At 71.9% G+C, this 22,483-nt stretch carries 24 protein-coding genes and 2 pseudogenes; 12 read left to right on the plus strand and 14 right to left on the minus strand.

Annotated features, from left to right (window positions below; translation table 11 throughout):
* The first annotated feature begins 4 nt into the window (after positions 1-4).
* From AYL44_RS01130 to AYL44_RS01150, 5 genes are all read left to right on the plus strand, one after another.
* Entirely contained in the window at positions 5-1,219 is a 1,215-nt protein-coding gene (locus AYL44_RS01130) for a glycosyltransferase 87 family protein (RefSeq protein WP_064001431.1), read from the plus strand.
* 17 nt (positions 1,220-1,236) lie between these two features.
* Positions 1,237-1,578, plus strand: a complete 342-nt coding sequence (locus AYL44_RS01135) for a thiamine-binding protein (protein ID WP_064001432.1) — start codon at positions 1,237-1,239, stop codon at positions 1,576-1,578.
* Positions 1,575-2,789, plus strand: coding sequence for an MFS transporter (locus AYL44_RS01140; RefSeq protein ID WP_064001433.1), 1,215 nt, complete (start codon positions 1,575-1,577; stop codon positions 2,787-2,789). Before AYL44_RS01135 ends, AYL44_RS01140 begins: the two co-directional genes overlap by 4 nt.
* 63 nt (positions 2,790-2,852) lie before the next feature.
* On the plus strand, positions 2,853-3,335 hold the full coding sequence (locus AYL44_RS01145) for an SRPBCC family protein (RefSeq protein ID WP_064001434.1): 483 nt from the start codon (positions 2,853-2,855) through the stop codon (positions 3,333-3,335).
* On the plus strand, positions 3,332-4,783 hold the full coding sequence (locus AYL44_RS01150; RefSeq protein WP_064001435.1) for a phytoene desaturase family protein: 1,452 nt from the start codon (positions 3,332-3,334) through the stop codon (positions 4,781-4,783). The genes AYL44_RS01145 and AYL44_RS01150 overlap by 4 nt, the downstream gene beginning before the upstream one ends.
* A gap of 3 nt (positions 4,784-4,786) precedes the next feature.
* Here the strand turns inward: AYL44_RS01150 and metX are convergent, their stop codons facing one another.
* From metX to AYL44_RS01165, 3 genes are all read right to left on the minus strand, one after another.
* Positions 4,787-5,989, minus strand: a complete 1,203-nt coding sequence (gene metX, locus AYL44_RS01155; RefSeq protein ID WP_064001436.1) for a homoserine O-acetyltransferase MetX — start codon at positions 5,987-5,989, stop codon at positions 4,787-4,789.
* 69 nt (positions 5,990-6,058) lie between these two features.
* Positions 6,059-6,256, minus strand: coding sequence for a hypothetical protein (locus tag AYL44_RS01160; RefSeq protein ID WP_064001437.1), 198 nt, complete (start codon positions 6,254-6,256; stop codon positions 6,059-6,061).
* Positions 6,257-6,400: 144 nt separating this feature from the next.
* Positions 6,401-7,723 (minus strand): bifunctional o-acetylhomoserine/o-acetylserine sulfhydrylase, encoded by a 1,323-nt coding sequence (locus AYL44_RS01165; RefSeq protein WP_064001438.1) that lies wholly within the window; start codon positions 7,721-7,723, stop codon positions 6,401-6,403.
* A 165-nt stretch (positions 7,724-7,888) separates the two neighbouring features.
* Here AYL44_RS01165 and AYL44_RS01170 point away from each other — a divergent pair, with 165 nt between their 5' ends.
* Entirely contained in the window at positions 7,889-8,674 is a 786-nt protein-coding gene (locus AYL44_RS01170; RefSeq protein WP_197471559.1) for an SDR family oxidoreductase, read from the plus strand.
* Between the two features lie 6 nt (positions 8,675-8,680).
* Here the strand turns inward: AYL44_RS01170 and AYL44_RS01175 are convergent, their stop codons facing one another.
* Positions 8,681-10,126, minus strand: a complete 1,446-nt coding sequence (locus AYL44_RS01175) for an MFS transporter (RefSeq protein WP_064002414.1) — start codon at positions 10,124-10,126, stop codon at positions 8,681-8,683.
* 52 nt (positions 10,127-10,178) lie between these two features.
* Positions 10,179-10,646, minus strand: a pseudogene (locus AYL44_RS01180) (integrase core domain-containing protein); the annotation flags it as partial.
* Positions 10,647-10,972: 326 nt separating this feature from the next.
* Between AYL44_RS01180 and AYL44_RS01185 the strand changes: the two are divergent.
* A complete protein-coding gene (locus tag AYL44_RS01185) occupies positions 10,973-11,548 on the plus strand; it encodes a hypothetical protein (RefSeq protein ID WP_064001440.1) in 576 nt (191 codons plus the stop codon).
* A gap of 109 nt (positions 11,549-11,657) precedes the next feature.
* Here AYL44_RS01185 and AYL44_RS14330 read toward each other — a convergent pair.
* Positions 11,658-11,864 (minus strand): annotated as a pseudogene (locus tag AYL44_RS14330) (helix-turn-helix domain-containing protein); the annotation flags it as partial.
* Between the two features lie 154 nt (positions 11,865-12,018).
* Between AYL44_RS14330 and AYL44_RS01190 the strand changes: the two are divergent.
* The 3 genes from AYL44_RS01190 to AYL44_RS01200 are packed head-to-tail and all read left to right on the plus strand — an operon-like array spanning position 12,019 to position 13,879.
* On the plus strand, positions 12,019-12,537 hold the full coding sequence (locus AYL44_RS01190; protein WP_064001441.1) for a phosphoribosyltransferase: 519 nt from the start codon (positions 12,019-12,021) through the stop codon (positions 12,535-12,537).
* A complete protein-coding gene (locus tag AYL44_RS01195) occupies positions 12,534-13,220 on the plus strand; it encodes a uracil-DNA glycosylase (protein ID WP_064001442.1) in 687 nt (228 codons plus the stop codon). The genes AYL44_RS01190 and AYL44_RS01195 overlap by 4 nt, the downstream gene beginning before the upstream one ends.
* 35 nt (positions 13,221-13,255) lie before the next feature.
* Positions 13,256-13,879, plus strand: a complete 624-nt coding sequence (locus AYL44_RS01200) for a GNAT family N-acetyltransferase (protein WP_064001443.1) — start codon at positions 13,256-13,258, stop codon at positions 13,877-13,879.
* A 1-nt stretch (position 13,880) separates the two neighbouring features.
* Here the strand turns inward: AYL44_RS01200 and AYL44_RS01205 are convergent, their stop codons facing one another.
* The 8 genes from AYL44_RS01205 to AYL44_RS01240 form a co-directional block, all read right to left on the minus strand.
* Complete coding sequence (locus AYL44_RS01205) at positions 13,881-14,189, minus strand: protealysin inhibitor emfourin (RefSeq protein ID WP_064001444.1); 309 nt, start codon at positions 14,187-14,189, stop codon at positions 13,881-13,883.
* Positions 14,173-15,231: a M4 family metallopeptidase gene (locus AYL44_RS01210; RefSeq protein WP_064001445.1), complete on the minus strand. Its 1,059-nt coding sequence runs from the start codon at positions 15,229-15,231 to the stop codon at positions 14,173-14,175. The genes AYL44_RS01205 and AYL44_RS01210 overlap by 17 nt, the downstream gene beginning before the upstream one ends.
* 41 nt (positions 15,232-15,272) lie before the next feature.
* The gene (locus AYL44_RS01215; protein ID WP_064002415.1) at positions 15,273-16,025 is read right to left on the minus strand and encodes an ABC transporter ATP-binding protein; all 753 of its coding nucleotides are present in this window, start codon (positions 16,023-16,025) and stop codon (positions 15,273-15,275) included.
* 41 nt (positions 16,026-16,066) lie between these two features.
* Positions 16,067-16,858, minus strand: a complete 792-nt coding sequence (locus tag AYL44_RS01220) for an ABC transporter ATP-binding protein (protein WP_064001446.1) — start codon at positions 16,856-16,858, stop codon at positions 16,067-16,069.
* The gene (locus AYL44_RS01225) at positions 16,855-17,736 is read right to left on the minus strand and encodes an ABC transporter permease (RefSeq protein WP_064001447.1); all 882 of its coding nucleotides are present in this window, start codon (positions 17,734-17,736) and stop codon (positions 16,855-16,857) included. The genes AYL44_RS01220 and AYL44_RS01225 overlap by 4 nt, the downstream gene beginning before the upstream one ends.
* Complete coding sequence (locus AYL44_RS01230) at positions 17,736-18,686, minus strand: ABC transporter permease (protein WP_064001448.1); 951 nt, start codon at positions 18,684-18,686, stop codon at positions 17,736-17,738. The genes AYL44_RS01225 and AYL44_RS01230 overlap by 1 nt, the downstream gene beginning before the upstream one ends.
* On the minus strand, positions 18,683-20,191 hold the full coding sequence (locus AYL44_RS01235; protein WP_064001449.1) for an ABC transporter substrate-binding protein: 1,509 nt from the start codon (positions 20,189-20,191) through the stop codon (positions 18,683-18,685). The genes AYL44_RS01230 and AYL44_RS01235 overlap by 4 nt, the downstream gene beginning before the upstream one ends.
* Before the next feature lie 104 nt (positions 20,192-20,295).
* A complete protein-coding gene (locus tag AYL44_RS01240; protein ID WP_419865906.1) occupies positions 20,296-21,240 on the minus strand; it encodes an alpha/beta fold hydrolase in 945 nt (314 codons plus the stop codon).
* Between the two features lie 53 nt (positions 21,241-21,293).
* On the opposite strand from AYL44_RS01240, the gene AYL44_RS01245 reads away from it, so the two are divergent.
* Complete coding sequence (locus AYL44_RS01245) at positions 21,294-21,773, plus strand: carboxymuconolactone decarboxylase family protein (protein WP_064002416.1); 480 nt, start codon at positions 21,294-21,296, stop codon at positions 21,771-21,773.
* Positions 21,770-22,483, plus strand: coding sequence for a tyrosine-protein phosphatase (locus tag AYL44_RS01250; RefSeq protein ID WP_064001451.1), 714 nt, complete (start codon positions 21,770-21,772; stop codon positions 22,481-22,483). The genes AYL44_RS01245 and AYL44_RS01250 overlap by 4 nt, the downstream gene beginning before the upstream one ends.

Below are 22,483 nucleotides of genomic sequence, written 5' to 3' on the forward strand. Positions count from 1 at the left end.
GCGCGTGACGAACCGCGTGCTGCTGTGGACCGTGTTCGTCCTCGTCCACGCGGGTGTCGGCCTGCTCGGGTTCGTCCTGCCGAACGAGCCCATGGGCGACGTGTACCGCGTGTACGAGCCGTGGTCGCGCGCGGTGTTCTCGGGGGGCGGCGTCGTGGGCGTGACGCAGGACTGGGTCTACCCCCAGCTCGCGCTGCTGCCCATGCTGCTCGCCCATCTGCCCGCCGGCCTCGTGGGCGACTACACGGTCGGCTGGGCCGTGCTCGTGACGCTGGCCGACGCGGTCGCCTTCGCGGTGCTCGTCGGCCGCGGGCACTCCCGCGGGCGCGTCGTCGCCGCCGTCTTCTGGCTCGCGGCGATCGTCTGCCTCGGCCCCGTCGGCCTGTATCGGATCGATGCGGTCTCGGTACCGCTGGCGATCCTCGGATGCCTGTGGCTGCTGCGCCGGCCCGCGCTCGCCGCCGCGCTCCTCGCGGCCGCGACCTGGATCAAGGTGTGGCCCGCCGCCCTCCTCGCGGCGGCCGTCGTCGCGGTGCGCCGCCGCGCGAGGGTGATCGCCGCCGCAGCGCTCGTGAGCGTCGCGGTGCTCGGAGTCGTCGTAGCTGCCGGCGGAGCGGACCACGCGCTGGGATTCGTCACCGGGCAGACCGGGCGCGGACTGCAGGTCGAGGCGCCCGTGAGCGCGCCGTACGTCTGGGGTGCGCTGCTGGGCGCCGACGGGTCGGCGGTGTACTACGACCAGGGCCTGCTCACCTTCCAGGTCACCGGCCCGCAGGTCGACCTCGTCATCGCCGCGATGACGCCGCTGCTCGCCCTCGCGGCCGCCGGCGTCCTCCTGCTCGGGGTCCGGCAGGTGCGTCGCGGAGTGCCGTTCGTGCGCCTGTTCCCCGTCCTCGCGCTCGCCCTCGTGCTCGTGCTCATCGTCGCGAACAAGGTCGGGTCGCCGCAGTTCCACACCTGGCTGTTCGCGCCCACCGTCCTCGGCCTCGTGATCGACCGGCGCCGATGGGTGGCCCCCGCCGCCCTCGTGCTCACGGCGGCCGCGCTTACCCAGCTCGTGTATCCCGTCCTCTACGGCGGCATCATCACGCCGGCGGTCCTGCCCGTCGCGGTCCTCACGCTCCGCAACCTCGTGCTGGTGGGGCTTCTCGTGTGGATGGTCGCGCGCCTCGTCCGCCTGCCCGTATCCGTGTCCGCTCCCGTCCGTGTCGCCCCCTGATCCCCGGAGGTCCTCCCGTGCTCGTCGCCTTCTCCGTCGCCCCCTCCGGTGACGGCAACCCGGACGGTTCCGTCCACGACGCGGTCGCCGCGGCCGTCACGGTCGTCCGCGCGTCGGGGTTGCCCCACCGCACCACGAGCATGTTCACCGAGATCGAGGGGGAGTGGGACGAGGTGATGGCCGTCGTCAAGGGCGCCGTCGACGCCGTGCAGCCCTTCGGTTCCCGTGTCTCGCTCGTCCTGAAGGCCGACATCCGCCCGGGGTACACCGGCGAGATCGACGGCAAGATCGCTCGGTTGGAGACCGCGATCGAATCGATTCGTGGCGAGCAGGGGAGCGGGACTACGATCTCGGAGTGATCTCCGCCCCCACGCGTCCCCGCCGCGCCCTCCTCGCGCTCGCCGTCGGCAGCTTCGGCATCGGCATGACCGAGTTCGTCGTGATGGGGCTGCTCCCCGAGATCGCGCGCGAGCTGCTGCCCGCCGCGTGGGCGAGCTCGCAGGAGGACGCGATCGCGCAGGCGGGGTGGCTCATCACGCTCTACGCGCTCGGGGTGGTCATCGGAGCGCCGACGATCGCGGCATCGGTCGCCAAATACCCGCGTCACCGCGTCATGATCCTGCTCGCGGCGGCGCTGACGCTGTTCAACGCGCTGACCCTCGTGCTGCCGACGTTCGAGCTCGTCGCGGCATCGCGCCTCCTGGCGGGGCTGCCCCACGGCGCGTACTTCGGCATCGGCGCGCTCGTGGCCGCCGACGTCATGGGTCCGGGGAACCGGGCCAAGGGGGTCGCCTTCGTACTGACCGGTCTGACGGTCGCGAACGTCGTCGGCGTGCCGCTCGGCACCTTCCTCGGGCAGAACCTGGGCTGGCGGTGGGCGTTCGTGCTCGTCGTCGCCATCTTCGCCGCTGCGACCGCCGCGATCGCCGTCACGGTGCCGCGCCGGGCGGGGGAGCCCTCGCGCACCCTCCGCGCCGAGCTCGGGGTGTTCCGCATCGGACAGGTCTGGTTCGCGCTCGGGATCGGCGCCATCGGCTTCGGCGGCTTCTTCGCCGTCTACACGTACGTGTCGCCGCTCGTGACCGAGGCCGCAGGGTCGCCCGCGTGGGTCGTCCCGATCACGCTCGTGATCCTCGGGATCGGGATGACGGTGGGCAACCTCGTCGGCGGGCACCTCGCCGACGTCGACCTGATCCGCGCGATGTTCGGGCTGCTCGGCCTGCTGGCGCTGACGCTGCTGCTGCTCGCCCTGACCTCGGGGTGGATCGTGATGGTCGTGATCTTCGTCTTCGCGGTCGCCTTCGCCGCGTCGGCGGTCAGTCCCACCATCCAGACCCGACTCATGGACGTCGCCGGCGACAACCAGTCGATTGCCGCCGCCCTCAACCACTCCGCCCTCAACACCGGCAACGCCATGGGCGCGGCCCTGGGTGGTGCCGTCATCGCCGCGGGCTTCGGCTTCGCGGCGCCCGTGTGGGTCGGTTTCCTCCTCGCGCTCGCCGGGCTCGGCATCGCCGCGCTCAGCATCACACTCGAGCGGCGTCAGGCCCGCACGCCCGCCCGGGTCTGACACGCCGCAGCGGGCGACGCAACCCCGTCCGCGACCGAGCCCGTGACTCGCTAGCGTCGAGCCATGTCCCGAAACTCGCGCCGGTTCGCCTGCACACCCGACGACGTGTTCGCCGTCCTGGCGGACGGCTGGCTGTTCCCGTCGTGGGTGGTCGGTGCGTCCCGCATGCGCGAAGTCGCCGACACGTGGCCGCAGGTGGGCTCCCGGCTGCACCACTCGTTCGGCGTCTGGCCGGTGCTCATCGACGACGCGACCGAGGTGCTCGTCTACGATCCGCCCCGCCACGTGCTGCTCCGGGCGAAGGGGTGGCCGATGGGTGAGGCCCAGGTCGACATCCAGGTAAAGCCGCACCGGGACGGGTGCATCGTCCGCATCCAGGAGGAGGCCGTCGCGGGGCCGGGGAGCCTCGTGCCGCAGCCGCTCCTCGACGTCGTCCTGCAGCTGCGCAACCACGAGACGCTGCACCGGCTCGCCTACCTCGCCGAGGGGCGCGCCGCTCGGCCGACCGACGAGACGACCGCCGAGGACGAGGGCGTCGCCGAATGAGCGACCTCGACGCCGTCGTCGTGGGGGCGGGCCCCAACGGACTCGCCGCGGCCGTCACCCTCGCTCGTGCGGGCTTGGCCGTCCGCGTCTACGAGAAGGGGGCGACGATCGGGGGCGGAGCCCGCACCGTTGAGATGACCCTCCCCGGGTACCACCACGACGTCTGCTCCGCCGTGCACCCGCTCGCCTTCGAGAGCCGCTTCTTCCGCGAGTTCGGCCTCGGCCGGCGCGTCGCGTTCGTCGTCCCGGAGGCGTCGTTCGCGCATCCGCTCGACGGCGGTCGCGCGGGTGTCGCCTACCGCGACCTCGACCGCACCGCCGACGGCCTGGGCCGCGACGGCGACGCATACGCGCGGCTCCTGCGCCCGCTCGTCGAGCGTGCGTCGGAGGTCGCCGACTTCACGGGGCATCCGCTGCTGCGGGTGCCGCGGCATCCGCTCGCGGCGGGCTGGTTCGGCGCCCGCACGCTGGAGCAGGGGAGTCCGCTGTGGAACGCCCGGTTCCGAGAGGATGCCGCGCCGGCGCTGCTCACGGGTGTCGCCGCGCACACGATCCTACCGCTGCCGAGCCTCGCCGGTGCGGGGGCGGGCCTCGCCCTCACGACCTACGCCCACGCACGCGGGTGGCCGATCCCGGTCGGTGGCAGCCAGGCGATCGTCGACGCGATGGCCGACGACCTGCGCGCCCACGGCGGCGAGATCGTGACCGACCACGAGGTCACCTCGCTCGCCGAGCTGCCGCGGGCGCGCGCCGTGCTGCTCGACGTCATCCCGCGCGCGTTCCTGCGGATGGCCGGCGACGCCGTGCCAGCGGGGTACCGCGGTGCGCTCGAACGGTTCCGGTACGGGGGGGCGGTCGCGAAGGTCGACTTCGCCCTGTCGGGCCCGGTGCCGTGGGCGAACCCCGAAGTCGCGGCGGCCGGCACGGTGCACGTCGGGGGCACGCGCGCCGAGGTCGCGGCATCCGAGACCCTCATCGCGCATGGCGGCCTTCCGGACGCGCCCTACGTACTCGTCGCGCAGCCCTCGTCGTTCGACGCGTCGCGCGCGCCGGCGGGCGGCCACACCCTGTGGACGTACACGCACGTCCCCGCGGGGAGCACGGCCGACCGGGCCGAGGCCGTCATCCGGCAGATCGAGCGCTTCGCGCCGGGCTTCCGCGACCTGATCCTGGCCGTCAGTTCGCGGAACGCCGTCGAGGTCGAGGCGGAGAACCCCAACTACCCCGGTGGCGACATCGCCGCGGGCGCCCCGGCGCTCTGGCAGCTGCTGAAGCGACCCATCGTCTCGCCCGAGCCGTGGCGGACGCCCCTCGAGGGCGTCTACCTGTGCTCCGCGTCGACGAGCCCGGGACCCGGGGTGCACGGGCTCGCCGGCTGGCACGCGGCGCGGTCGGCGCTGCGGCACACCTTCGGGACGCGCATCGCCCCGGATCTTTCGCCCCGCTGAACGTCAGCTCTCGAGCAGGCGGCGCAGGTGCCGGCCGACGGGCTCGGTCTCGATGAGGAACCCGTCGTGCCCGAAGTCGCTGTGCAGCACGACGGTGTCGTCGTCGATGGTCGTGCGGATGCCGCGGCTGATGCGGTGCTGGCCTTCGACGGGGAACAGCCGGTCGCTGTCGATCCCCAGCACGAGCGTCCGCGCCGTGACGCGGGCGAGGGCGTCCTCGACGCCGCCGCGGTCGCGCCCGACGTCGTGCGAGTTCATCGCCTCGACGAGGGTCAGGTACGAGTTCGCGTCGAAGCGGCGCGTGAAGCGGTTACCGTGGAAGTCGAGGTAGCTCTCCACGGCGTACCGGCCGCCCTCGCCGAACGGACTCTTGTCGGACTGCCACGACCGCTGGAACCGCTGGTTCAATTCGGTGGGCGTGCGGTAGTTCAGCAGGGCCATGCGGCGCGCGAGCGACAAGCCGCGGTGCGGACCGTCGCCGTCGGGCGCGTCGTAGTAGTGGCCGCCGGCGAACCGGGGGTCCATCTGGATCGCCGCGAGCTGCACGGAGTTGAGCGCGACCTGGTCGGCCGTCGTCGTCGGCGGCGAGCACAGCACACCGAGTCGCTCGACGCGCTCGGGATGCGTGACCGCCCACTCGAGCGCGTGCATGCCGCCCATCGAGCCGCCGACCACTCCCGCCCAGACGTCGACACCGAGGGCGTCGGCGAGCATGACCTGCGCGGCGACCTGGTCGCGGATCGTGAGGAACGGGAACCGCGACGCCCACTCGTAGCCGTCGGGGGCGATGCTCGCGGGGCCGGTCGACCCCTGGCATCCCCCCAGGATGTTCGGTGCGACGACGAACCACCGGTCGGTGTCGATCGGGGCGCCCGGGCCGACGACCTCACCCCACCAACCGTCCGTCGCGTGGCCGGGACCCGCCTCGCCGCGCACGTGGCTGTCGCCCGTGAGGGCGTGCAGGATCAGCACGGCGTTGTCGCGGGCGGGGGACAGCTCGCCCCAGGTCTCGTAGGCGAGTCGGATGCCGGGCAGGCTCGCGCCGCCCTCGGTCGCGAACGCACCGAACTGCGCGAAGCGGCGCTCGCCCGCGGGATCGCCGTCGCGCCACGCCCCCGTCGCCGGCGGGCGCCCGAGCAGCAGACGCGCGTCGGCCTCGGTCACGGGCGCCGAGGGCACCGTGTCCTCCGAGGTCTGCCAGTCCATGCCTCCATTGTCCCGGGCCGGACGGAGACCACGCAGAGTGTTACGCGGGCCGCTCGGCCCGGCGCCCCCTCAGGGGTGGTCGCGGGCGGGGATGAGGGCGAACACGAACCCGATGAGGGCGGCGATGACGCCCACGACGACCGCGAACGTTGCCCAGCCGCTCCAGACCGCCGGCGCGAACCAGACCACCAGGAGCCCCAGGACGACGAGGGCGATACCGATACCGAATCCGAGGTTCACCGCGCGTTTCTTGTCGCTCATCTGCATCCCGCCAATCTAGGTGGCGGTCCCGGGGGCGCTCATCCGTCTGAAGGGGTGACCGGGGTCATCCCCGAGGATGACGGCGCCGCACGCACGACACCCCGCCGCGGGCGGACCCGGGCGGGGTGTCGGTCTCCTGAGGAGGGGAGGTCAGGCGCGGGCGGCCTCGGAGAGGCGGCGCGCGGCGGCGAGGGCCTGGTAGAGGTCGGCCTTCAAGTCGTCGATGTTCTCGAGGCCGACCGACAGGCGGACGAGGCCCGGCGTGACGCCCGAGGTGAGCTGCTGCTCCGGGGTCAGCTGCGAGTGCGTCGTGGATGCCGGGTGGATGACGAGCGAGCGCACGTCGCCGATGTTCGCGAGGTGGCTGAACAGGGTGAGCGCGTTGACGAACTCACGACCGGCGGCGACGCCGCCCTTGAGCTCGAACGACAGCACCGCACCGACGCCCTTGGGGGCGTAGCGGTTCGCCGCGGCGTACCAGGGCGAGGTGGGCAGACCCGAGTAGTTCACCGAAGCGACGTCGGGGTGGTTCTCGAGCCACTCCGCGATCTCCTGCGCGTTCTGCACGTGGCGCTCGATGCGCAGCGACAGCGTCTCGACACCCTGGATGAGGTTCCACGCGCTCTGCGGCGAGATGGCCGAGCCGAGGTCGCGCAGCAGCTGCACGCGCGCCTTGATGATGTAGGCCAGGCCGTCGCCCACCGCGTCGGTGTAGACGGCGCCGTGGTAGGACTCGTCGGGGGTCGTGAGACCGGGGAAGCGGTCGGAGTGCTGGGACCACGGGAACGAGCCGCCGTCGATGATGGCGCCGCCGATCGTGGTGCCGTGGCCGCCGAGGAACTTCGTGACCGAGTGCACGACGATGTCGGCGCCGTGCTCGAACGGACGGATGAGGTAGGGCGTCGCGATCGTGTTGTCGACGATGAGCGGGACGCCCGCCTCGTGGGCGACGTCGGCGACGGTGCGGATGTCGAGCACGTTGATCTGCGGGTTGCCGATCGTCTCGGCGAAGAACAGCTTCGTGTTCGGGCGGACCGCGCGACGCCACTCCTCGACGTCGTCCTGGTTCTCGACGAACGTCGTCTCGATGCCGAGCTTGGCGAGCGTGTACTTGAAGAGGTTGTACGTGCCGCCGTAGATCGAGCTCGACGAGACGATGTGGTCGCCGGCCTGCGCGATGTTGAGGACGGCGAAGGTCTCGGCCGCCTGGCCCGAGGCGACGAGGAGTGCACCGGTGCCGCCCTCGAGGCCCGCGAGACGCTGCTCGAGGACGTCCTGCGTCGGGTTCTGGATGCGGGTGTAAATGTTGCCGAACTCCGCCAGGGCGAACAGGTTCGCGGCGTGGTCGGCGTTGTCGAAGACGTACGACGTCGTCTGGTAGATCGGCGTGGCGCGGGCCTTGGTGACCGGGTCCGGAGCGGCGCCGGTGTGGATCTGCTTGGTCTCGAAGCGCCAGTTCTCGGGTGCGGACATGACGGGCTCCCTGCGTGAGTGGACGGTGGGGTGACGGCCTGCGGATGGATGCCGCGGGCCCGACACCGACGTTACGAGCCGCATCCGGTGAGGACAACGGAACGGACACGCGGCGTAACGTGACGGCGTGCCGGGGGCGGGTCGCGAGTGGCTAGCGTGGACCCCATGGCGAATCGACGTGCAGTGGTGACCGGCGCGAGCTCGGGGATCGGTGAGGCGATCGTGCGCGACCTCCGCGCGAGGGGCTGGGACGTCGTCGGAGTGGCCCGGCGCGCCGCGCGCCTGGAGGCCCTCGACGCCGAGATCGGGTCGCGCTCGTACGCCGCCGACCTCACGAGCGAGGCGGACGTCGCGGCGCTCGCCGCGCACCTCGCCGACACCGGTCCGGTGCACGCGCTCGTCCACGTCGCGGGCGGCGCCCGCGGGACGCAGCGCGTCGAGGACGGCGACGCCGCCGACTGGCGCTGGATGTTCGAGGCCAACGTCCTGTCGGCGCAGCTGCTGACGGCAGCCCTCCTGCCGCTCCTGCGGCGCGCCGCCGAGGCCGACGGTCACGCCGACACGGTCTACGTCACCTCGACCGCGGCCCAGACCGCCTACCCGGGCGGTGCGGGGTACAACGCGGCGAAGGCGGGGGAGTCGATGCTGGTGCATGCGCTGCGGCTCGAGCTGAACGGCGAGCCGATCCGCGTCGTCGAGATCGCCCCCGGGATGGTGCAGACCGAGGAGTTCTCGCTCAACCGCCTCGGCGGCGACCGGGCCGCGGCCGAGAAGGTCTACGACGGCGTCGACGAGCCGCTGACGGCGGCCGACGTCGCCGACGTCATCGGGTACGCGCTCGAGGCGCCGGGACACGTGAACCTCGACCTCGTCACGATGCGACCGGTTGCCCAGTCGGCGCAGCACCTGCTGGCGCGGGGGCGCCTCCGCCCCCGCAGCGACAAGGACTGACCGCGCTCAGCCCGCGGGCGGGGCGTCGGCGAACGCGACCTTCGGCACGAACACCAGCAGCACGGCGGCGAGGAATCCGCCGGCTGCGCAGATCGCCCACACCGTGAGGTAGCCGCCGAGCGAGCTCGCTGTCTGACCCACGACGGTGCCGGCGCCGGCGGCGAGGACTACGCCGAACACGGCGGACGAGAACGCCCCGCCGATCGTCTTCGTCGTGTTGGTCAGGCCGGAGGCCTCACCGGTCTTGCCGAGCGGGGCGGCCGCCGCCGCGGCGGCGGGCAGGGCGCCGACGAGCGCGCCGCAGCCGATGCCCGCGATCGACAGGTTCAGCAGCACCTGCCACACCTCGAGGTGGAACGGCAGGAAGAGGGCGTAGCCGACGCCCACCAGGCCGGCGGCGGCGATGAGCGCGAGGCGCGGGCTGACCCGTCGCGAGGTGACGGCGAACAGCACCGCGCCGACGATCAGCGAGACGAGGTACAGCCCGATCACGTACGAGCGCTCGGTCGCATCCAATCCGAGTCCGTAGCCGAGCGAGGAGTCGGTCCCGGCGTAGGTGGACAGAGGCCCCTGCGCACCGAGAAGACTGATGCCGATGAGGAAGGCGGTCGCCTGCACCGGCCACATGTCGGGTCGGGCGAGGACCCGCACGTCGATCACCGGCGAGGCGTGGCCCCGCTCGTGACGGACGAACCAGACCAGCACGCCGACGCCGACGACGAACAGCCCCACGACCCCCGCCCACGCCACCGGGCCGAGTGCGAGCTCGCCGATGAGCCGCATCCACGCCAGTGCACCGGTGACCAGCAGCAGACCCCACGCGAGCAGGACGACGCCCCACGTGTCGAGGCGGCGCTCGCCGCTCGGCGTCGACTCGGGGACGAAGAGCCAGATGACGAGCGCGATGAGCGAGACCGCGACGGCGGGCACCATGAGGGTGAGGCCCAGGTCGCCTGTCGCCGCATAGATGCGACCCGCCGCGAGCGCGCCCATGATGGCGCCGGCCTCGAGCCCGACGACCAGCAGACCCGCGGCGCGCCGGGTCATCGAGACGCCGCGGTTCTGCTGCCGCCCCCGTTCGAAGATCAGCGCGATCTCGAGCGGGAGCCACACGACGTAGAAGCCCTGCAGCGACCAGAACAGCAGGAACGTCCAGAACGAGTCGGCGAAGACGAGACCCCACGAGGCGAGCGCGGTGAGGATCGCCGCGACGAGCAGGATGCGCTTGTGGCCGAACATGTCGCCGAGCTTCGCGAGGATCGGCACGACGAGGGCGCTGAGCAGCAGCTGCCCCGCCTCGAACCAGTTGACGTCGGCGTCGCGGATCCCGAGCTGGATCACGATGTCGCTGAACAGGGGCACGTAGAACCCCTGCAGGATGCCGCTGACGATCTCGACGAGGATGAACCACCCGATGAGCCCGGCGGTGATCCCCGCGGCCGAGGAACGCAGCGCTGAGGAGCGCAGGGTCGAGGAGCGCGCGGAGCCGGTCACGAGCGCGAGCCTAGCTGTACTGACTCCGACCGTTGTCGATGCGGTCGATGGCGGTCTTGCCTCCGATGCCGAGGTGGCGCCTGTCTAGGTTGTAGTGATCGATCCAGGCCGTCAAGGCAGCGGCCCGGTCGTCGTTGAATGTCCAGGGGTGGGCGTATGCCCACTCGGCGGCGAGGGTCCGGTTCAGGCGCTCGACTTTCACGTTCGTCCAGGGGCAGTGCGGGCGGATGAACTTCTGCGTGATGCCGTGCGCGTCGATCACGGCGCGGAACGCTGCTGAGTGCCGATGGGCGAACACGTTGTGGCTGATGACGCGTTCGACCCGGACCCCGAGGACCGCGTAGAACGCGATGTCCCGTTCCAGCACGCCGGCAGCTGTCGCGCCTTTCTCGTCGTCGTCGTGGATCTCCGCGTAGGCGACGCGAGAGTGGTCGTCGATGACGGTGTGGACGTAGTCATATCCGAGTCCCCGCTTGCGGTTAGGGCGCACAACGCTCCAGCTCCGAGCAGGTGCGCACACATTCAAGCTGGACAAAGCTGGAATCCGGCACATTCTGACGCGCCACCACCCCAAGTATTGGGACGGGTCCACCAAAGCAACGCAAACGTTCTTCCATCCGAACATGAGCGTTCCGGACGTCAAGGCGCTCGTTCATGTGGCTATGAAGCAGTGGCCGAACACTCTCAAGTCCAAGGGGACTGGTTCAATGTTCACCTTGAGCGGAAGTGCCGAAGGAGTGAAGTACACGATGACGATTCAAAATGGCAGCGTCGTCCAGTTCTACCCGCGTTAAGGATGGATCAATGAGCCCTCTTGATACCGACCTGTCGGCTCCGGCAGTCGCGAGCAACTCGTTCATCCTCGTCCCTCACACCGTGACGGACCTCGAAGACTTCACTGAGAACCACCCCACGTATCTCGTGAGTGTGTACGAGGAGCCCGAACGAGCGGCGGCGTTGTGGCGGGAGCGTCTCCGGCGGAACTCGTACGGCGATGAAGGCTATGTCGCCCTGGAGCACTACGGCCGCAATCTGATCGCCGGGGACCTGTGGGATCACGTGGGAGGCATCTGGTCGAACCTGGTCGACGCGATCGGAAGCTTCCTCGACCACGGGGCAGCAGAGACGAGCTTTCCCGGTCAACCCGCGCCCATCCTGCTCCGGCGGGTTCGTCAGACCACACTGCTCACGATCAACACGGAAACATCGGTCGTCGATCCGGCGACCTTCTTTCCCGGGGTCCTAGACGAAGCCGAACGGTACTTTCAGTGGGTGGCCGAGAACATCGGCGAGAACGTGAGCGGGCCGCTCCAGGCGATCGCTCGTATCCGTGGAAGGCTGCGCGATTCGCCGAAGCGCACCGGAACCCAGCTGTACTGACTCCGACCGTTGTTGATGCGGTCGATGGCGGTCTTGCTTCCGATGCCGAGGTGGCGCCTGTCTAGGTCGTAGTGATCGACTCAGGCAGTCAAGGCAGCGGCCCGGTCGTCGTTGTCCGGCGAGGATGCGAGCGGGCGACGCTGGAACGGTCGACCAGCGCCGCTGGCCCAGACTTACGGAACCTCCGCCACCGCCACGCCGTCGTGCGTGACACACCCATCTCCGCCGCGACGTGCGCGACCGCACGCCCCGATCCGATGCGCTGAACCATGACCAACCTGCCGGCCGGCGTCAGCCGGGCGTTCCCGTGAGACAAGAGAGACCTCCGAGGACTCGAGAGAACCTAGACAGCTCCAACTCGACCCCGGACGTCTCTCCTACGGCAACAACGATCCGGGTCAGTACACCTAGCGCCGGAGGGGCCCGCGACCGCGAAGGCGCCCGCCCCGCAGGTCGTAGTCTGGGACCTCATGGACGAAGGGATGCCGGTGGCCGCCGAACGCGAGACGTTGACCTGGGACGATTTCGGCGGGGCGACCCGCGACCTCGCGCGATCGATCATCGCCGACGGGTTCGCTCCCGACATCGTCGTCGCCATCGCCCGCGGGGGACTGCTGCCCGCCGGAGCGATCGCGTACGGCTTGGGGGTGAAGAGCTGCGGTGCGTTGAACGTCGAGTTCTACACCGGCATCGGCACGGTGCTCGACGCCCCCGCGCTCCTGCCGCCCGACCTCGACCTCGGCGCCCTGCCGGGCAAGCGCGTGCTCCTCGTCGACGACGTCGCCGACAGCGGCCGCACCCTCGCGCTCGCCGTGAAGATGCTGCGGGAGGCCGGCGCCGACGTCCGCTCGGTGTGCATCTACACGAAGCCGGGATCGATCGCGATGCCCGACTACTCGTGGCGCGAGACCGACCTCTGGATCGACTTCCCCTGGTCGTTCCGCGGAACCGTGGTCCAGGAGGACCAGGGGCTCCCCGCCGGCGCATGACCGCCCGCTCGCTCGACGACCTGGCCGCCGACGGTCTGCTCGACCCGGAATGGGCCCACGCGCTCGGGCCCGTGGCATCCGACATCGCGGCCCTCGGCGACCGCCTGCGCGCCGACGAGCGCGGCTACTTGCCCGAGGGACGCCACGTCCTGCGCGCCTTCGCGCAGCCGCTGTCGCGCGTGCGGGTGCTCATCGTCGGCCAGGACCCGTACCCCACCCCGGGGCATCCGATCGGCCTCTCGTTCGCCGTCGAGCGCCACGTGCGTCCGCTGCCGCGCAGCCTCGCCAACATCTACGCCGAGCTCTCGGCCGATCTCGGCATCCCCCCGGCGCCCCACGGCGACCTGTCGGCGTGGACCGAGCAGGGCGTCCTGCTCCTCAACCGCGTCCTCACCGTCGCGCCCGGCGAGGCGGGCTCCCACCGCGGCTGGGGGTGGGAACGCGTCACCGAGCACGCGATCCGCACCCTCGTCGCGCGGCCCGGTCCGCTCGTCGCGGTGCTGTGGGGGAGGGATGCCGCGGGCCTCATCCCCATGCTCGGCGACACCCCGCGCGTCGAGTCGGCGCATCCGTCCCCCCTCTCGGCGCGGCGCGGCTTCTTCGGGTCGCGGCCGTTCTCTCGGGTGAACGCGCTGCTCGAGGCGCAGGGGGCGGCCCCCGTCGACTGGCGGCTGCCCGACTGACGGGACGGGCCGCCGGTGAGCCGTATGCTGGCGGCATGCTGGAGGACGAGTACGAGCGCGATCGTCGTCGCCTGCCCCGTCACCTCCGCCGCCGGCCCGAGCCCGAGCGCGAGTTCTCCTTCGAGCTGCGTCCCGCCGTGCGCACCGACATGCCGGACGTCCGGGAGATCTACAACTACTACGTCACCAACTCCGTCGTCACCTTCGACGAGAAGCGCTGGACGCACGCGCAGTGGGTGGAGAAGTTCGACCACCTGACGAAGCTCGGGCTGCCGTTCCTCGTCGCCGTCTCGCCGACCGGGCAGATCCTCGGCTACGGCCTCGTCTCGCCCTGGACGGGCAAGAGCGGCTTCCGCTACACCGTCGAGAACTCGATCTACCTGGGCCAGGCGGCCACCGGCAAGGGGCTCGGGAAGGCGCTGCTGCAGGCCCTCATCGCCGCGTGCGAGGAGAAGGGCATCCGCGAGATGGTCGCCGTCATCAGCGACAAGGGGGCCGAGGGTTCGCTCGCCCTGCACGAGCGGCTCGGTTTCGTCGAGGTGGGCCGGATGGGGCGCGTCGGATACAAGTTCGGGCGATCGCTCGGCACGATCTACCTGCAGAAGCACCTCAACCCGAAGAAGAAGGAATCGATCCTCTCGCGCATCCGCGCGCGCTGAGTCAGGGAGCCGGCACCGCCGCGCCGTCGGCCTGCACCCGGTCGATCAGGTCGCGCCAGGGCCCGGCGGCGTCGCCGTCGCCGAGCGACGCCCGGCGGTGGCACGAGCCGCCGGCCACGGCGACCTCCCACGAGAACCGGTCGGCACCGGGAGCGGATGCCGGTGGTTCCTCCCACGGGCACGCGTCGATGAGCGGCATCCACCCGTCCGCCTCCTCGGGGGCGACTTCGACGCGCCATGCCCGGCGCAGCCCTGCGAAGCCGCCGGTGCGCACCACGTCGATCGTCATCGGGTCAGCGGGTTCGGGCATCCTCCACGACTCCGACGCTCGCCCACGCGGTGCGGACGGCGACGGCCTCCTCCGAGTCCTCACCGTACTCCCGCGCCGCCGTGTCCGCGGTCGCCGTCGCGAACTGCGCGAAGGTGGCGGCGGGGCTGAGGGAACCGGCGGTGAGGGTGAGGTACCAGATACGTCCCGCGCGCTCCCAGGCGTAGCCGCCGAGCGCCGTGGCGACGAGGTGGAAGGCCTTGTTCGGGATGCCGGAGTTGATGTGCACGCCGCCGTTGTCGCCTGAGGTCTCGACGAAGTCGCGCATGTGCGAGGGCTGCGGGTCCTTGCCGAGCACATCGTCGTCGTAGGCGGTGCCCGGGGCGGCGAGCGAGCGCAGCGCCGATCCGGTGACGGCGTCGGTGAAGATCTCGGCGCCGACGAGCCAGGTCGCGGCATCCGCCGTCTGTCCGTGGTGGTGCTGGTCGGTGAGCGCCCCGAAGACGTCGGCGATCGATTCGTTGAGCGCGCCGGACTGCCCCGAGTAGTCGAGGCCGCCGGCGCTGTCGATGACGCCGTGCCCGAGCTCGTGCGCGATGACGCTGAGCGAACGGGTGAACCCGGCGAACACCTCGCCGTCGCCGTCGCCGAACACCATGCGCTCGCCGTCCCAGAACGCGTTGTCGTACGCCCGGCCGTAGTGCACGGTGGCGGCGAGAGCGCCGCTGCGGCCGTCGAGACCGACCCGCTCGAAGGCGTCCCAGAGGAAGGTGAAGGTCGCGCCGAGCCCGTCGTACGCCTCGTCGACCGCCGCGTCGCCGGTGGGGGCGGCGCCCTCGGCGCGGGCGGGGGTGCCCGGCAGCTCCTCGCGGTTCTGCGCGTCGGAGATCAGCCGGTCGGGGTCGGGCGCCGCCGAGACGACGAGGGCGTCGCCGTCGACCGACAGGTCGAGGTGCGCGCGCATCGGCGCGTACGCCCGCGGGACGGCGAGGGTCGCGCGTGCGGCGGCGACGGCGTGCGGGAATCGTTCGGCCGGAGCGGCCGCGAGACGGGCGAGCAGGTACGGCGGGACGATGGCGTGCATGCGGCCACGCTAGTGCCCGGCGCCGACACCCGGGCCGTCGGTCAGCGCTCGCGCGGGTCGATGACGGGGATCGACGCGAGCAGGCGACGGGTGTAGGCGACCTGCGGATCGAGCAGGACCTTCTCGGTCGGGCCCTCCTCGACGACACGGCCCTCGGTCATGACGACGACGTCGTCGCAGAGGTTCTGCACCACGCCGATGTCGTGCGAGACCATCACCAGGGTCAGGCCGTTCTGCTGCCGCAGGCCCCGGATGAGGTCGAGGATCTGCGCCCGGACGGTCACGTCGAGCGCCGACAGCGGCTCGTCGCCGACGAGGACGTCGGGCCGGTGCACGAGGGCGCGGGCGAGGGCGATGCGCTGCCGCTGACCGCCCGAGAACTCGTGGGGGAACCGCTCCGCGGCGTCGGCGGGCAGGCCGACGTCGTCCAGCACCTCCCGCACGCGCGCGCGGTGGTCGCCCGGGATCTCGAGCGCCGACAGCGGCTCGCCGACGATGCGTCCGACGCTCATCCGCGGGTCGAGCGACCCGTACGGGTCCTGGAAGACGATGCCGGTCCGCCGCCGCAGCCAGTGCAGGGAGCGAGCGGGTGCGCTCCCGTCGACGGGACGCCCGTCGAACTCGACGGTGCCGGCGGTCGCCGTGTCGAGGCCGAGCAGCAGGCGCACCAGCGTGGACTTGCCCGAGCCGGACTCGCCGATGATGCCGAGGGCGCTGTGGGCGCGGACGTCGACGTCCACGTCGTCGAGCGCCGTCGTCCACCGTTTCGGTGCGAAGGCACCGGCCCGCGGCATCCGGTACCGCCGCGTGAGTCCGCGCGCACGGATCAGTTCGCTCACGCGTCCCCCCTCGGTCGCCACAGGGTCGCCGTCGCGTCCCGCAGCAGGGCCTGCGTGACGGGGGAGGCGGGGGAGTGCAGCAGCGTGCGCAGCGGTCCCTGCTCGACGACGCGTCCGGTGTCGAGGACGACGGCGTCCGTCGCGATCTGCGAGAGCACCGCGAGGTCGTGCGTGATGAACACGAGCGACATCCCGTCCTCGTCGACGAGCTGGTGCAGCAGGTCGAGGATCTCGGCTTGGATCGTCACGTCGAGCGCCGTCGTGGGCTCGTCGGCGATGAGCAGACGCGGCCGGCAGGCGAGGGCCATGGCGATCGCGACGCGCTGACGCTGTCCGCCCGAGAGCTGGTGCGGGTAGCGGCGGACGATCGACTCCGGATCGGGCAGGCGCACCCGGCGCGCCTCCTCGACCGCCCGCGCCCACGCGTCGGCGCGGGAGACGTCGCGATGGTGGATGCGGATCGACTCGGCGATCTGTCGCCCCACCGTGCGGATCGGGTTGAGCGCCGTCTGCGGCTCCTGGAATACCATGCCGATCTCGTCCCCGCGCAGCTGCGCGAGGTCGCGATCCCGCATACCGACGAGCTCCCGCCCGTCCCAGCGGATGCTGCCGCCGACCTCCGCGCCGTCGGGCAGGAGCCCGAGGATCGCGAGCGCCGTGAGGGACTTGCCCGACCCCGACTCGCCGATGAGGCCGACGCGGTCGCCGTCTCCCACCTCGAGGTCGACGCCGTCGACGACGCGGCGACCGCCGACGTCGATCGTGAGTCCCGCCACCGAGAGCGTCATGCCGTCACCGCCGCGGGCGGTTCCGCGCCGACCGGGCCGACACGGCGCGACAGCGTGGGGTCGGTGGCGTCGCGCAGGGCGTCGCCGAGGAGGTTGAAACCGAGCACCGTCAGGGTGATCGCGAGCCCCGGCCACACCACCGAGAGCGGGTGGACACTGATGAACCGCTGCAGGTCGGCCAGCAGCAGCCCCCACGACGGCTCCGTCACGGGGGCGCCGAACCCGAGGTAGGACAGTCCCGCCTCGGCGAGGACGGCGACGGCCATGCCCCAGGACAGCTGCACGATGAACACCGGCGCGACGTTGGGCAGCAGGTGGCGCCACAGGTTCTGCCAGGGGGTCAAGCCCGAGGCGCGTCCGGCGAGCACGAAGTCGCTGTGCAGCACCCGGCGGAGCTCGGGCCGGGTCACCCGGGCGATGTTGACCCCGAACCCGATGCCGACCGAGACGACGACCACGAGAAGGGAGCCGCCCCACACCGCCGAGATCATCATCGCGATGAGCAGCACGGGGAAGGCGATGAGGACGTCGACGAGCACCGTGACGGCCTCGCGGACGGGCCGCGGGGTGAGCGCCCCGAGAGCCGCGAGCACGAGCCCGATGACGGTCGCGATGACCCCGGCGCCGACGGCGACGAGGACCGTCGTGCGCGCGCCCGCCATGAGCAGGCTGAGGATGTCGCGGCCCGAACCGTCGGTGCCGAGCAGATGCGCGGCATCCGGTCCGGACCACCGGTTCGCGACGTCGACGCGCTGCGGATCGAACGGCGTCCAGATGAGCGAGACGGCGGCGACGACGAGGATGACGAGAACGACGACGACGCCGAACCGTCCCGTGCCCGACCCCCAGAGCCGCTGCGCCCACGTGAACCGCCGCATCAGTCGGCCTCCCGCTGACGCGGATCGAGGAGGCGATGGACGAGGTCGACCGCGAAACCGATGACGAGGACGAGCCCGGTGAGCACGAGCAGCTCGCCTTGCACCTTCACGAGGTCCCGGTTGCCGGTGTCCTCCACGAGCATGCGGCCGATGCCGGGGAGGCTGAAGAGCTGCTCGATCACGACGGCGCCGACCATGATGCCGGCGACCTGGACGCCCAGCACGGTGACGACCGACAGGCCGACGCTCGGCAGGCCGTGCCGCAAAAGCGCCTGCGTGCGGGTGAGTCCCTTCGCGGCCGCCGTCCGCACGAAGTCCTGCCCCATCGCCTGCAGGGTCGCCGAGCGCACGAACCGGAGCAGGACCGCGCCCTCGACGACGCCGATCGTGAGGGCCGGCAGGAGCAGGGCGCGGACGGCCGCGCCGGGGTCGGACCACCCGGCCCGCGGGAACCCCTGGGCGGGCAGCCAGCCGAGCGACACGGCGAAGACGACGACGAGCATCATCCCCGCCCACACGACCGGGACGGCGGCGAGGGCCTGCGCGCCGACGGAGACGAGGACGCCGTCCGGTCGGCGGTGCCGGACCGCGGCGTGCACGCCGAACGGGACCGCGACGATGAGGGCGATGACGAAGGAGAGGATGCCGAGGGGCACCGTGACCTCCGCCTTCTGCAGCAGCTCCGAGGCCACCGGCGTACCGGTCAGCTGCGAACGTCCGAGGTCCCCCGTGAGGATGCCGGCGATCCAGTCGCCGTACTGCACGGGCAGTGGCCGGTCGAGTCCCAGGCGCTCGCGGATCCCTGCGATCTGCTCGGGGGTGGAGTTGACGCCCGCGATGAGCTGCGCGACGTCACCGGGGAGGATGCGCAGGGTCGTGAAGATCAGCGCACTGGCGACGAACAGGCCCAGCACCAGCAGGGCCAGTCGCGTCAGCGCGTAACGGATCACCCCTCGCTCTTGGCCAGTTCTGCGACGTTGAGTCGCTCGTTGACGTTGACGGTCGGCATCCCGCTCACGTTCGAGCCGACCGCCACGACGGACGCACCGTTGTAGAGCCAGTCGGCGGCGTCGTCCTCGGACACGATGCGCGCGGCCTGCGCGAGCAGATCGGCGGCCTCGGCGTCGTCGGTCGCGGCGACCGACTGCGCGTACAGCGCCTGCACCTCAGGGTTGGCGTAGGTGAAGTAGTAGTCGGGGTTCGCCCAGTTCTCGAAGTCGCGCGCCTCGGTGTGCAGCACGAAGCTCAGCTCGTAGTCCTTGTTGACGTACACGTCGTTGATCCACGCCGGGAACTCGACGGGGTTCACTTGGAGGGTGATCCCCACGTCGCGCAGGTTGGAGACGAGGATCTGCGGGACCGTGGTGCCGTAGGCCGAGGGGATCGTGAGCGTGAGGGTGAGGTCTTCGGCGCCCGCCTCGGCGAGCAGGGCGCGCGCGGCCTCCGGGTCGAACGGGGCGACGTCGGCGAGGTCCTCGTACCCCGGGTCGAGCGACGGGATCGGGCCGTACATCGTCGTGCCGGCGCCGAGCGCCTCGACGATGGACGCGTTGTCGATCGCCTGGCGGATCGCCTGGCGCACCCGGTCGTCGGCGAGCGGACCGGAGGTCTGGTTGAACGCGAGCGTTCCCTTATCGGTGGACTCGCCGATCTCGAGAGAGAAGTCGCCGTTCGCCTCGATCTGGTCCTTCAGATTCGCGTCGAACCCGGTGAGCACGTCGAACTCGCCGGCCAGCGCGCCGCTGAGCGCGGCCTGGTTTTCGCCCACATAGGAGAAGACGACCTCGGCCGCGGCGGCCGGGGTGCCCCAGTACTCGGCGAAGCGCTCGAAGACGATGCTGTCGCCCTCGCGCCATTCGGTGAGACGGAAGGGGCCGGTGCCGTTCGCCGCGGTCTTGCGGTCGATCTTGTCGCCCTCCTTCAGGACGAGCCCGGCGCGACCCGTGAGGCTCCACAGGAGCGTCGAATCGGGCGCCTTCAGCGTGAGGGTCACGGTCTGCCCGTCGGCGGCGATGTCCGCGACGTTCGCGAGCCGCGCGGAGTCGCGGAAGGTCGGGGTGTCGCGCACCTGCGTCAGCGACCACACGACGTCCTGGGGGGTGAGCGGCTGACCGTCGTGGAAGGTGACGCCTTCGCGCACCGTGAAGGTGTAGGTCAGCTTGTCGTCGGAGACCTCGTAGTCGCTCGCGAGCGCCGGGACGATCTCCTGGTCGGGGGTGCGGGCGACGAGGCCCTGGTAGACGTTGTCGACGAGGATCTGGTCGAGGGCCGAACCGGCCGTCTCGCGGATGTCGAGGTTGCCCGGCTCGAGCACGAGACGCACGTTGACGGATGCGTCGGGGTCGGGGGTGCCTGCCGAGGCGGAGGGACCGGGCTGGGAGCCGGTGCAGCCGGACAGGAGCAGGGCGCCGGCAGCGACGAGCGCGGCGGCGGCCAGGGCGGTGCGGCGAAGCATGTGCGTGGGGGATCCTTTCGGCACGATGGGGGTCGTCACTGCGGCCGCGCCATCGGAGTGCTCGGGTGCGCGTTACAGCCTAGAGTCCCGCGCGCGCAGTTCGGTCACCGGCCGTCATGTGCCGCGCGGACGGCCGCGGCGAGCTCGACGGGGCGCTCCTCCTGCACGTTGTGCCCCGATTCCAGCTCGACGTGGCGGGCGTCCGGCATCCGCTCCCGGAACTCGCGCCGGTCCGCCTCGGTGAGGAAGCCCCGCGTGCCGGTGACGAGGGTGACGGGGGCGGTGACCGCGGCGAGGTGGTCCCATCCCGCGGCGGAGAGGACACCGGCATCCGCCCGCTGCGCGGCGTCGACCGCCGCGGCGGCCCCCGGGTCCGCCGCGAGCCGGTTCGCGAGGTGCGCGTAGTGGTGCTTCCACTCGACGCGGCCATCGGGGCGGATGCGGGAGTTCAGCGACACCCCTCGCGTGGCCGCCTCGCGCGAGCCGCCGAGACCGAACGAGAGTGCGCGGTCGACGAGGTCGTCGCGGCTCGCCCAGTCGGTGGGACCGGCGAAGAAGGCGCGGATCGAGGCGGCGGCGCCGTTCGGGTCGATGCCGGGGGAGATGTCGACGAGGACGAGGGCCGCGACGATCTCGGGATGCCGCGCCGCGAGGGCCGCGGCGGTGAGCCCGCCGAGCGAGTGCCCGACGACGGTCTGCGGGCGGCCGCCGGTCCAGGCGGTGACGGCGGGTGCGATGTCGGCGGCGAGGGTGTCACCGGTGTACTGGGCGTCGCTGCGCCACGACGAGTCGCCGTGCCCCGGCAGGTCCAGGACGAGCGCCGGGAGACCGGCGGCGAGGACCGTCGTGTCCCACGTGTGGGCGTTGAGTCCGGCGCCGTGGAGGAACGTGACCTCGGGCGCGAGGCCCGGGTCGCCGAACCGCAGGGCGCTCACCGTCCGTCCGTCCGGCAGCCGGTGCGTCAGGCGGCGCACCGGCGGGACGGGGACCCCGAGGGCGTCGCCCTGCGCGGGGAGGTGGGAGAACTCGTCGAACGCGTCGTCGCTCACGTTCCTCATTGTCGTCGATCCCGCGGGGCGGGGACGCGGCTACGGTGGACGGCATGAGCGATCCCCACCGCGTGCACCTGGCCCGCGCGGCCCGACCGGCCTACGACGCCCTCGAGGCGTTCGCCAAGACGGTCGGCGACCTCGCCGCCGAGGCGGGGATCGACGCCCGCCTGCGGGAGATCGCCCTCATCCATTCCTCGCAGCTGAACGGATGCGCCTACTGCGTGCGCGTGCACGCCGACCGCGCCGCCAAGGCGGGGCTCACGATGGACGTCGTCGCCCAGATCGCCGTCTGGCGCGAATCGGGCGTCTTCACCGAGCGGGAGCGCGCGGCGCTCGAGCTCACGGAGGCCTACGTCTTCATCCACGAGGAGGGCGTCCCCGACGAGGTCTACGACCGGGTCGGCGGCATCCTCTCCGAGGAGGAGTACGTCGCGCTCAGCTGGCTGCTCGTCTCGATCAACGCCTTCAACCGCATCGCGATCGCGGGGCGCTACCCCGTGCCCGAGCGCCCGGCGCCGCCGACACCGTGACGGTCCACGACGTCCCCGGCGTCTTCAACGTCCGCGACGTCGGCGGGCTGCCCGCGGACGGCGGCCGCACGAGGGACGGCGTCCTGTTCCGATCGGGGCACCTGGCGCGGCTGACCTCGGAGGGCCGCGAGCGGCTCGCGGCGTTCGGCATCCGTCGCATCGTCGATCTCCGCGACGAGCAGGAGCGACGCGACGAACCGTCCCGCATCGACGGTCTCGGCGTCGAGACCGTGTGCCTGCCGATGTTCGCCGGGTCGGCCGCCTCGTTCTTCGACGACGACCTCTCGCTCGACGACCTGTACCGGGCGCTCATCGACGGTTCTGCGTCCCGGCTGGTCGAGGTGGTGCGCGCCGTGCTGGCGGCGCAGCCGGTGCTCGTCCACTGCACGGTCGGCAAGGACCGCACCGGGCTGTCGGTCGCCCTCGTCCTCGCCGCCGCGGGGGTCGACGAGGACGCCGTCGTCGCCGACTACGCGCGCACCGAGCACCTGCTGCCGGCGGCCCGCAACGACGCCGTCCTGCGCTTCCTCCGCGCCCGCTACCCGCACGCGCGGCACCTCGAGGACCTCGCGACGCGCTCGCCGGCGGAGGCGATGCGCGCCGTCTTCGAGGACCTGCAGCTGCGCTACGGCGGCCCGGTCGACTACCTGCGGGCGTACGGACTGCGCGACGACGAGATCGCCGAGCTCCGCCGAATCCTCATCGCGTGA

It is taken from the genome of Microbacterium oleivorans (assembly GCF_001644225.1).
Lineage (GTDB): Bacteria > Actinomycetota > Actinomycetes > Actinomycetales > Microbacteriaceae > Microbacterium > Microbacterium gawkjiense.

What these genes read in the sequence shown, in the direction of transcription:
- AYL44_RS01145 (WP_064001434.1), top strand. Translation starts at nt 2,853, where the DNA reads ATGTCCCGAAACTCGCGCCGGTTCGCCTGCACACCCGACGACGTGTTC.
- AYL44_RS01150 (WP_064001435.1), top strand. Translation starts at nt 3,332, where the DNA reads ATGAGCGACCTCGACGCCGTCGTCGTGGGGGCGGGCCCCAACGGACTC.
- metX (WP_064001436.1), bottom strand. Translation starts at nt 5,989, where the DNA reads ATGGACTGGCAGACCTCGGAGGACACGGTGCCCTCGGCGCCCGTGACC.
- AYL44_RS01160 (WP_064001437.1), bottom strand. Translation starts at nt 6,256, where the DNA reads ATGCAGATGAGCGACAAGAAACGCGCGGTGAACCTCGGATTCGGTATC.
- AYL44_RS01165 (WP_064001438.1), bottom strand. Translation starts at nt 7,723, where the DNA reads ATGTCCGCACCCGAGAACTGGCGCTTCGAGACCAAGCAGATCCACACC.
- AYL44_RS01170 (WP_197471559.1), top strand. Translation starts at nt 7,889, where the DNA reads ATGGCGAATCGACGTGCAGTGGTGACCGGCGCGAGCTCGGGGATCGGT.
- AYL44_RS01185 (WP_064001440.1), top strand. Translation starts at nt 10,973, where the DNA reads ATGAGCCCTCTTGATACCGACCTGTCGGCTCCGGCAGTCGCGAGCAAC.
- AYL44_RS01190 (WP_064001441.1), top strand. Translation starts at nt 12,019, where the DNA reads ATGGACGAAGGGATGCCGGTGGCCGCCGAACGCGAGACGTTGACCTGG.
- AYL44_RS01195 (WP_064001442.1), top strand. Translation starts at nt 12,534, where the DNA reads ATGACCGCCCGCTCGCTCGACGACCTGGCCGCCGACGGTCTGCTCGAC.
- AYL44_RS01200 (WP_064001443.1), top strand. Translation starts at nt 13,256, where the DNA reads ATGCTGGAGGACGAGTACGAGCGCGATCGTCGTCGCCTGCCCCGTCAC.
- AYL44_RS01205 (WP_064001444.1), bottom strand. Translation starts at nt 14,189, where the DNA reads ATGCCCGAACCCGCTGACCCGATGACGATCGACGTGGTGCGCACCGGC.
- AYL44_RS01210 (WP_064001445.1), bottom strand. Translation starts at nt 15,231, where the DNA reads ATGCACGCCATCGTCCCGCCGTACCTGCTCGCCCGTCTCGCGGCCGCT.
- AYL44_RS01215 (WP_064002415.1), bottom strand. Translation starts at nt 16,025, where the DNA reads ATGCCGCGGGCCGGTGCCTTCGCACCGAAACGGTGGACGACGGCGCTC.
- AYL44_RS01220 (WP_064001446.1), bottom strand. Translation starts at nt 16,858, where the DNA reads ATGACGCTCTCGGTGGCGGGACTCACGATCGACGTCGGCGGTCGCCGC.
- AYL44_RS01225 (WP_064001447.1), bottom strand. Translation starts at nt 17,736, where the DNA reads ATGCGGCGGTTCACGTGGGCGCAGCGGCTCTGGGGGTCGGGCACGGGA.
- AYL44_RS01235 (WP_064001449.1), bottom strand. Translation starts at nt 20,191, where the DNA reads ATGCTTCGCCGCACCGCCCTGGCCGCCGCCGCGCTCGTCGCTGCCGGC.
- AYL44_RS01245 (WP_064002416.1), top strand. Translation starts at nt 21,294, where the DNA reads ATGAGCGATCCCCACCGCGTGCACCTGGCCCGCGCGGCCCGACCGGCC.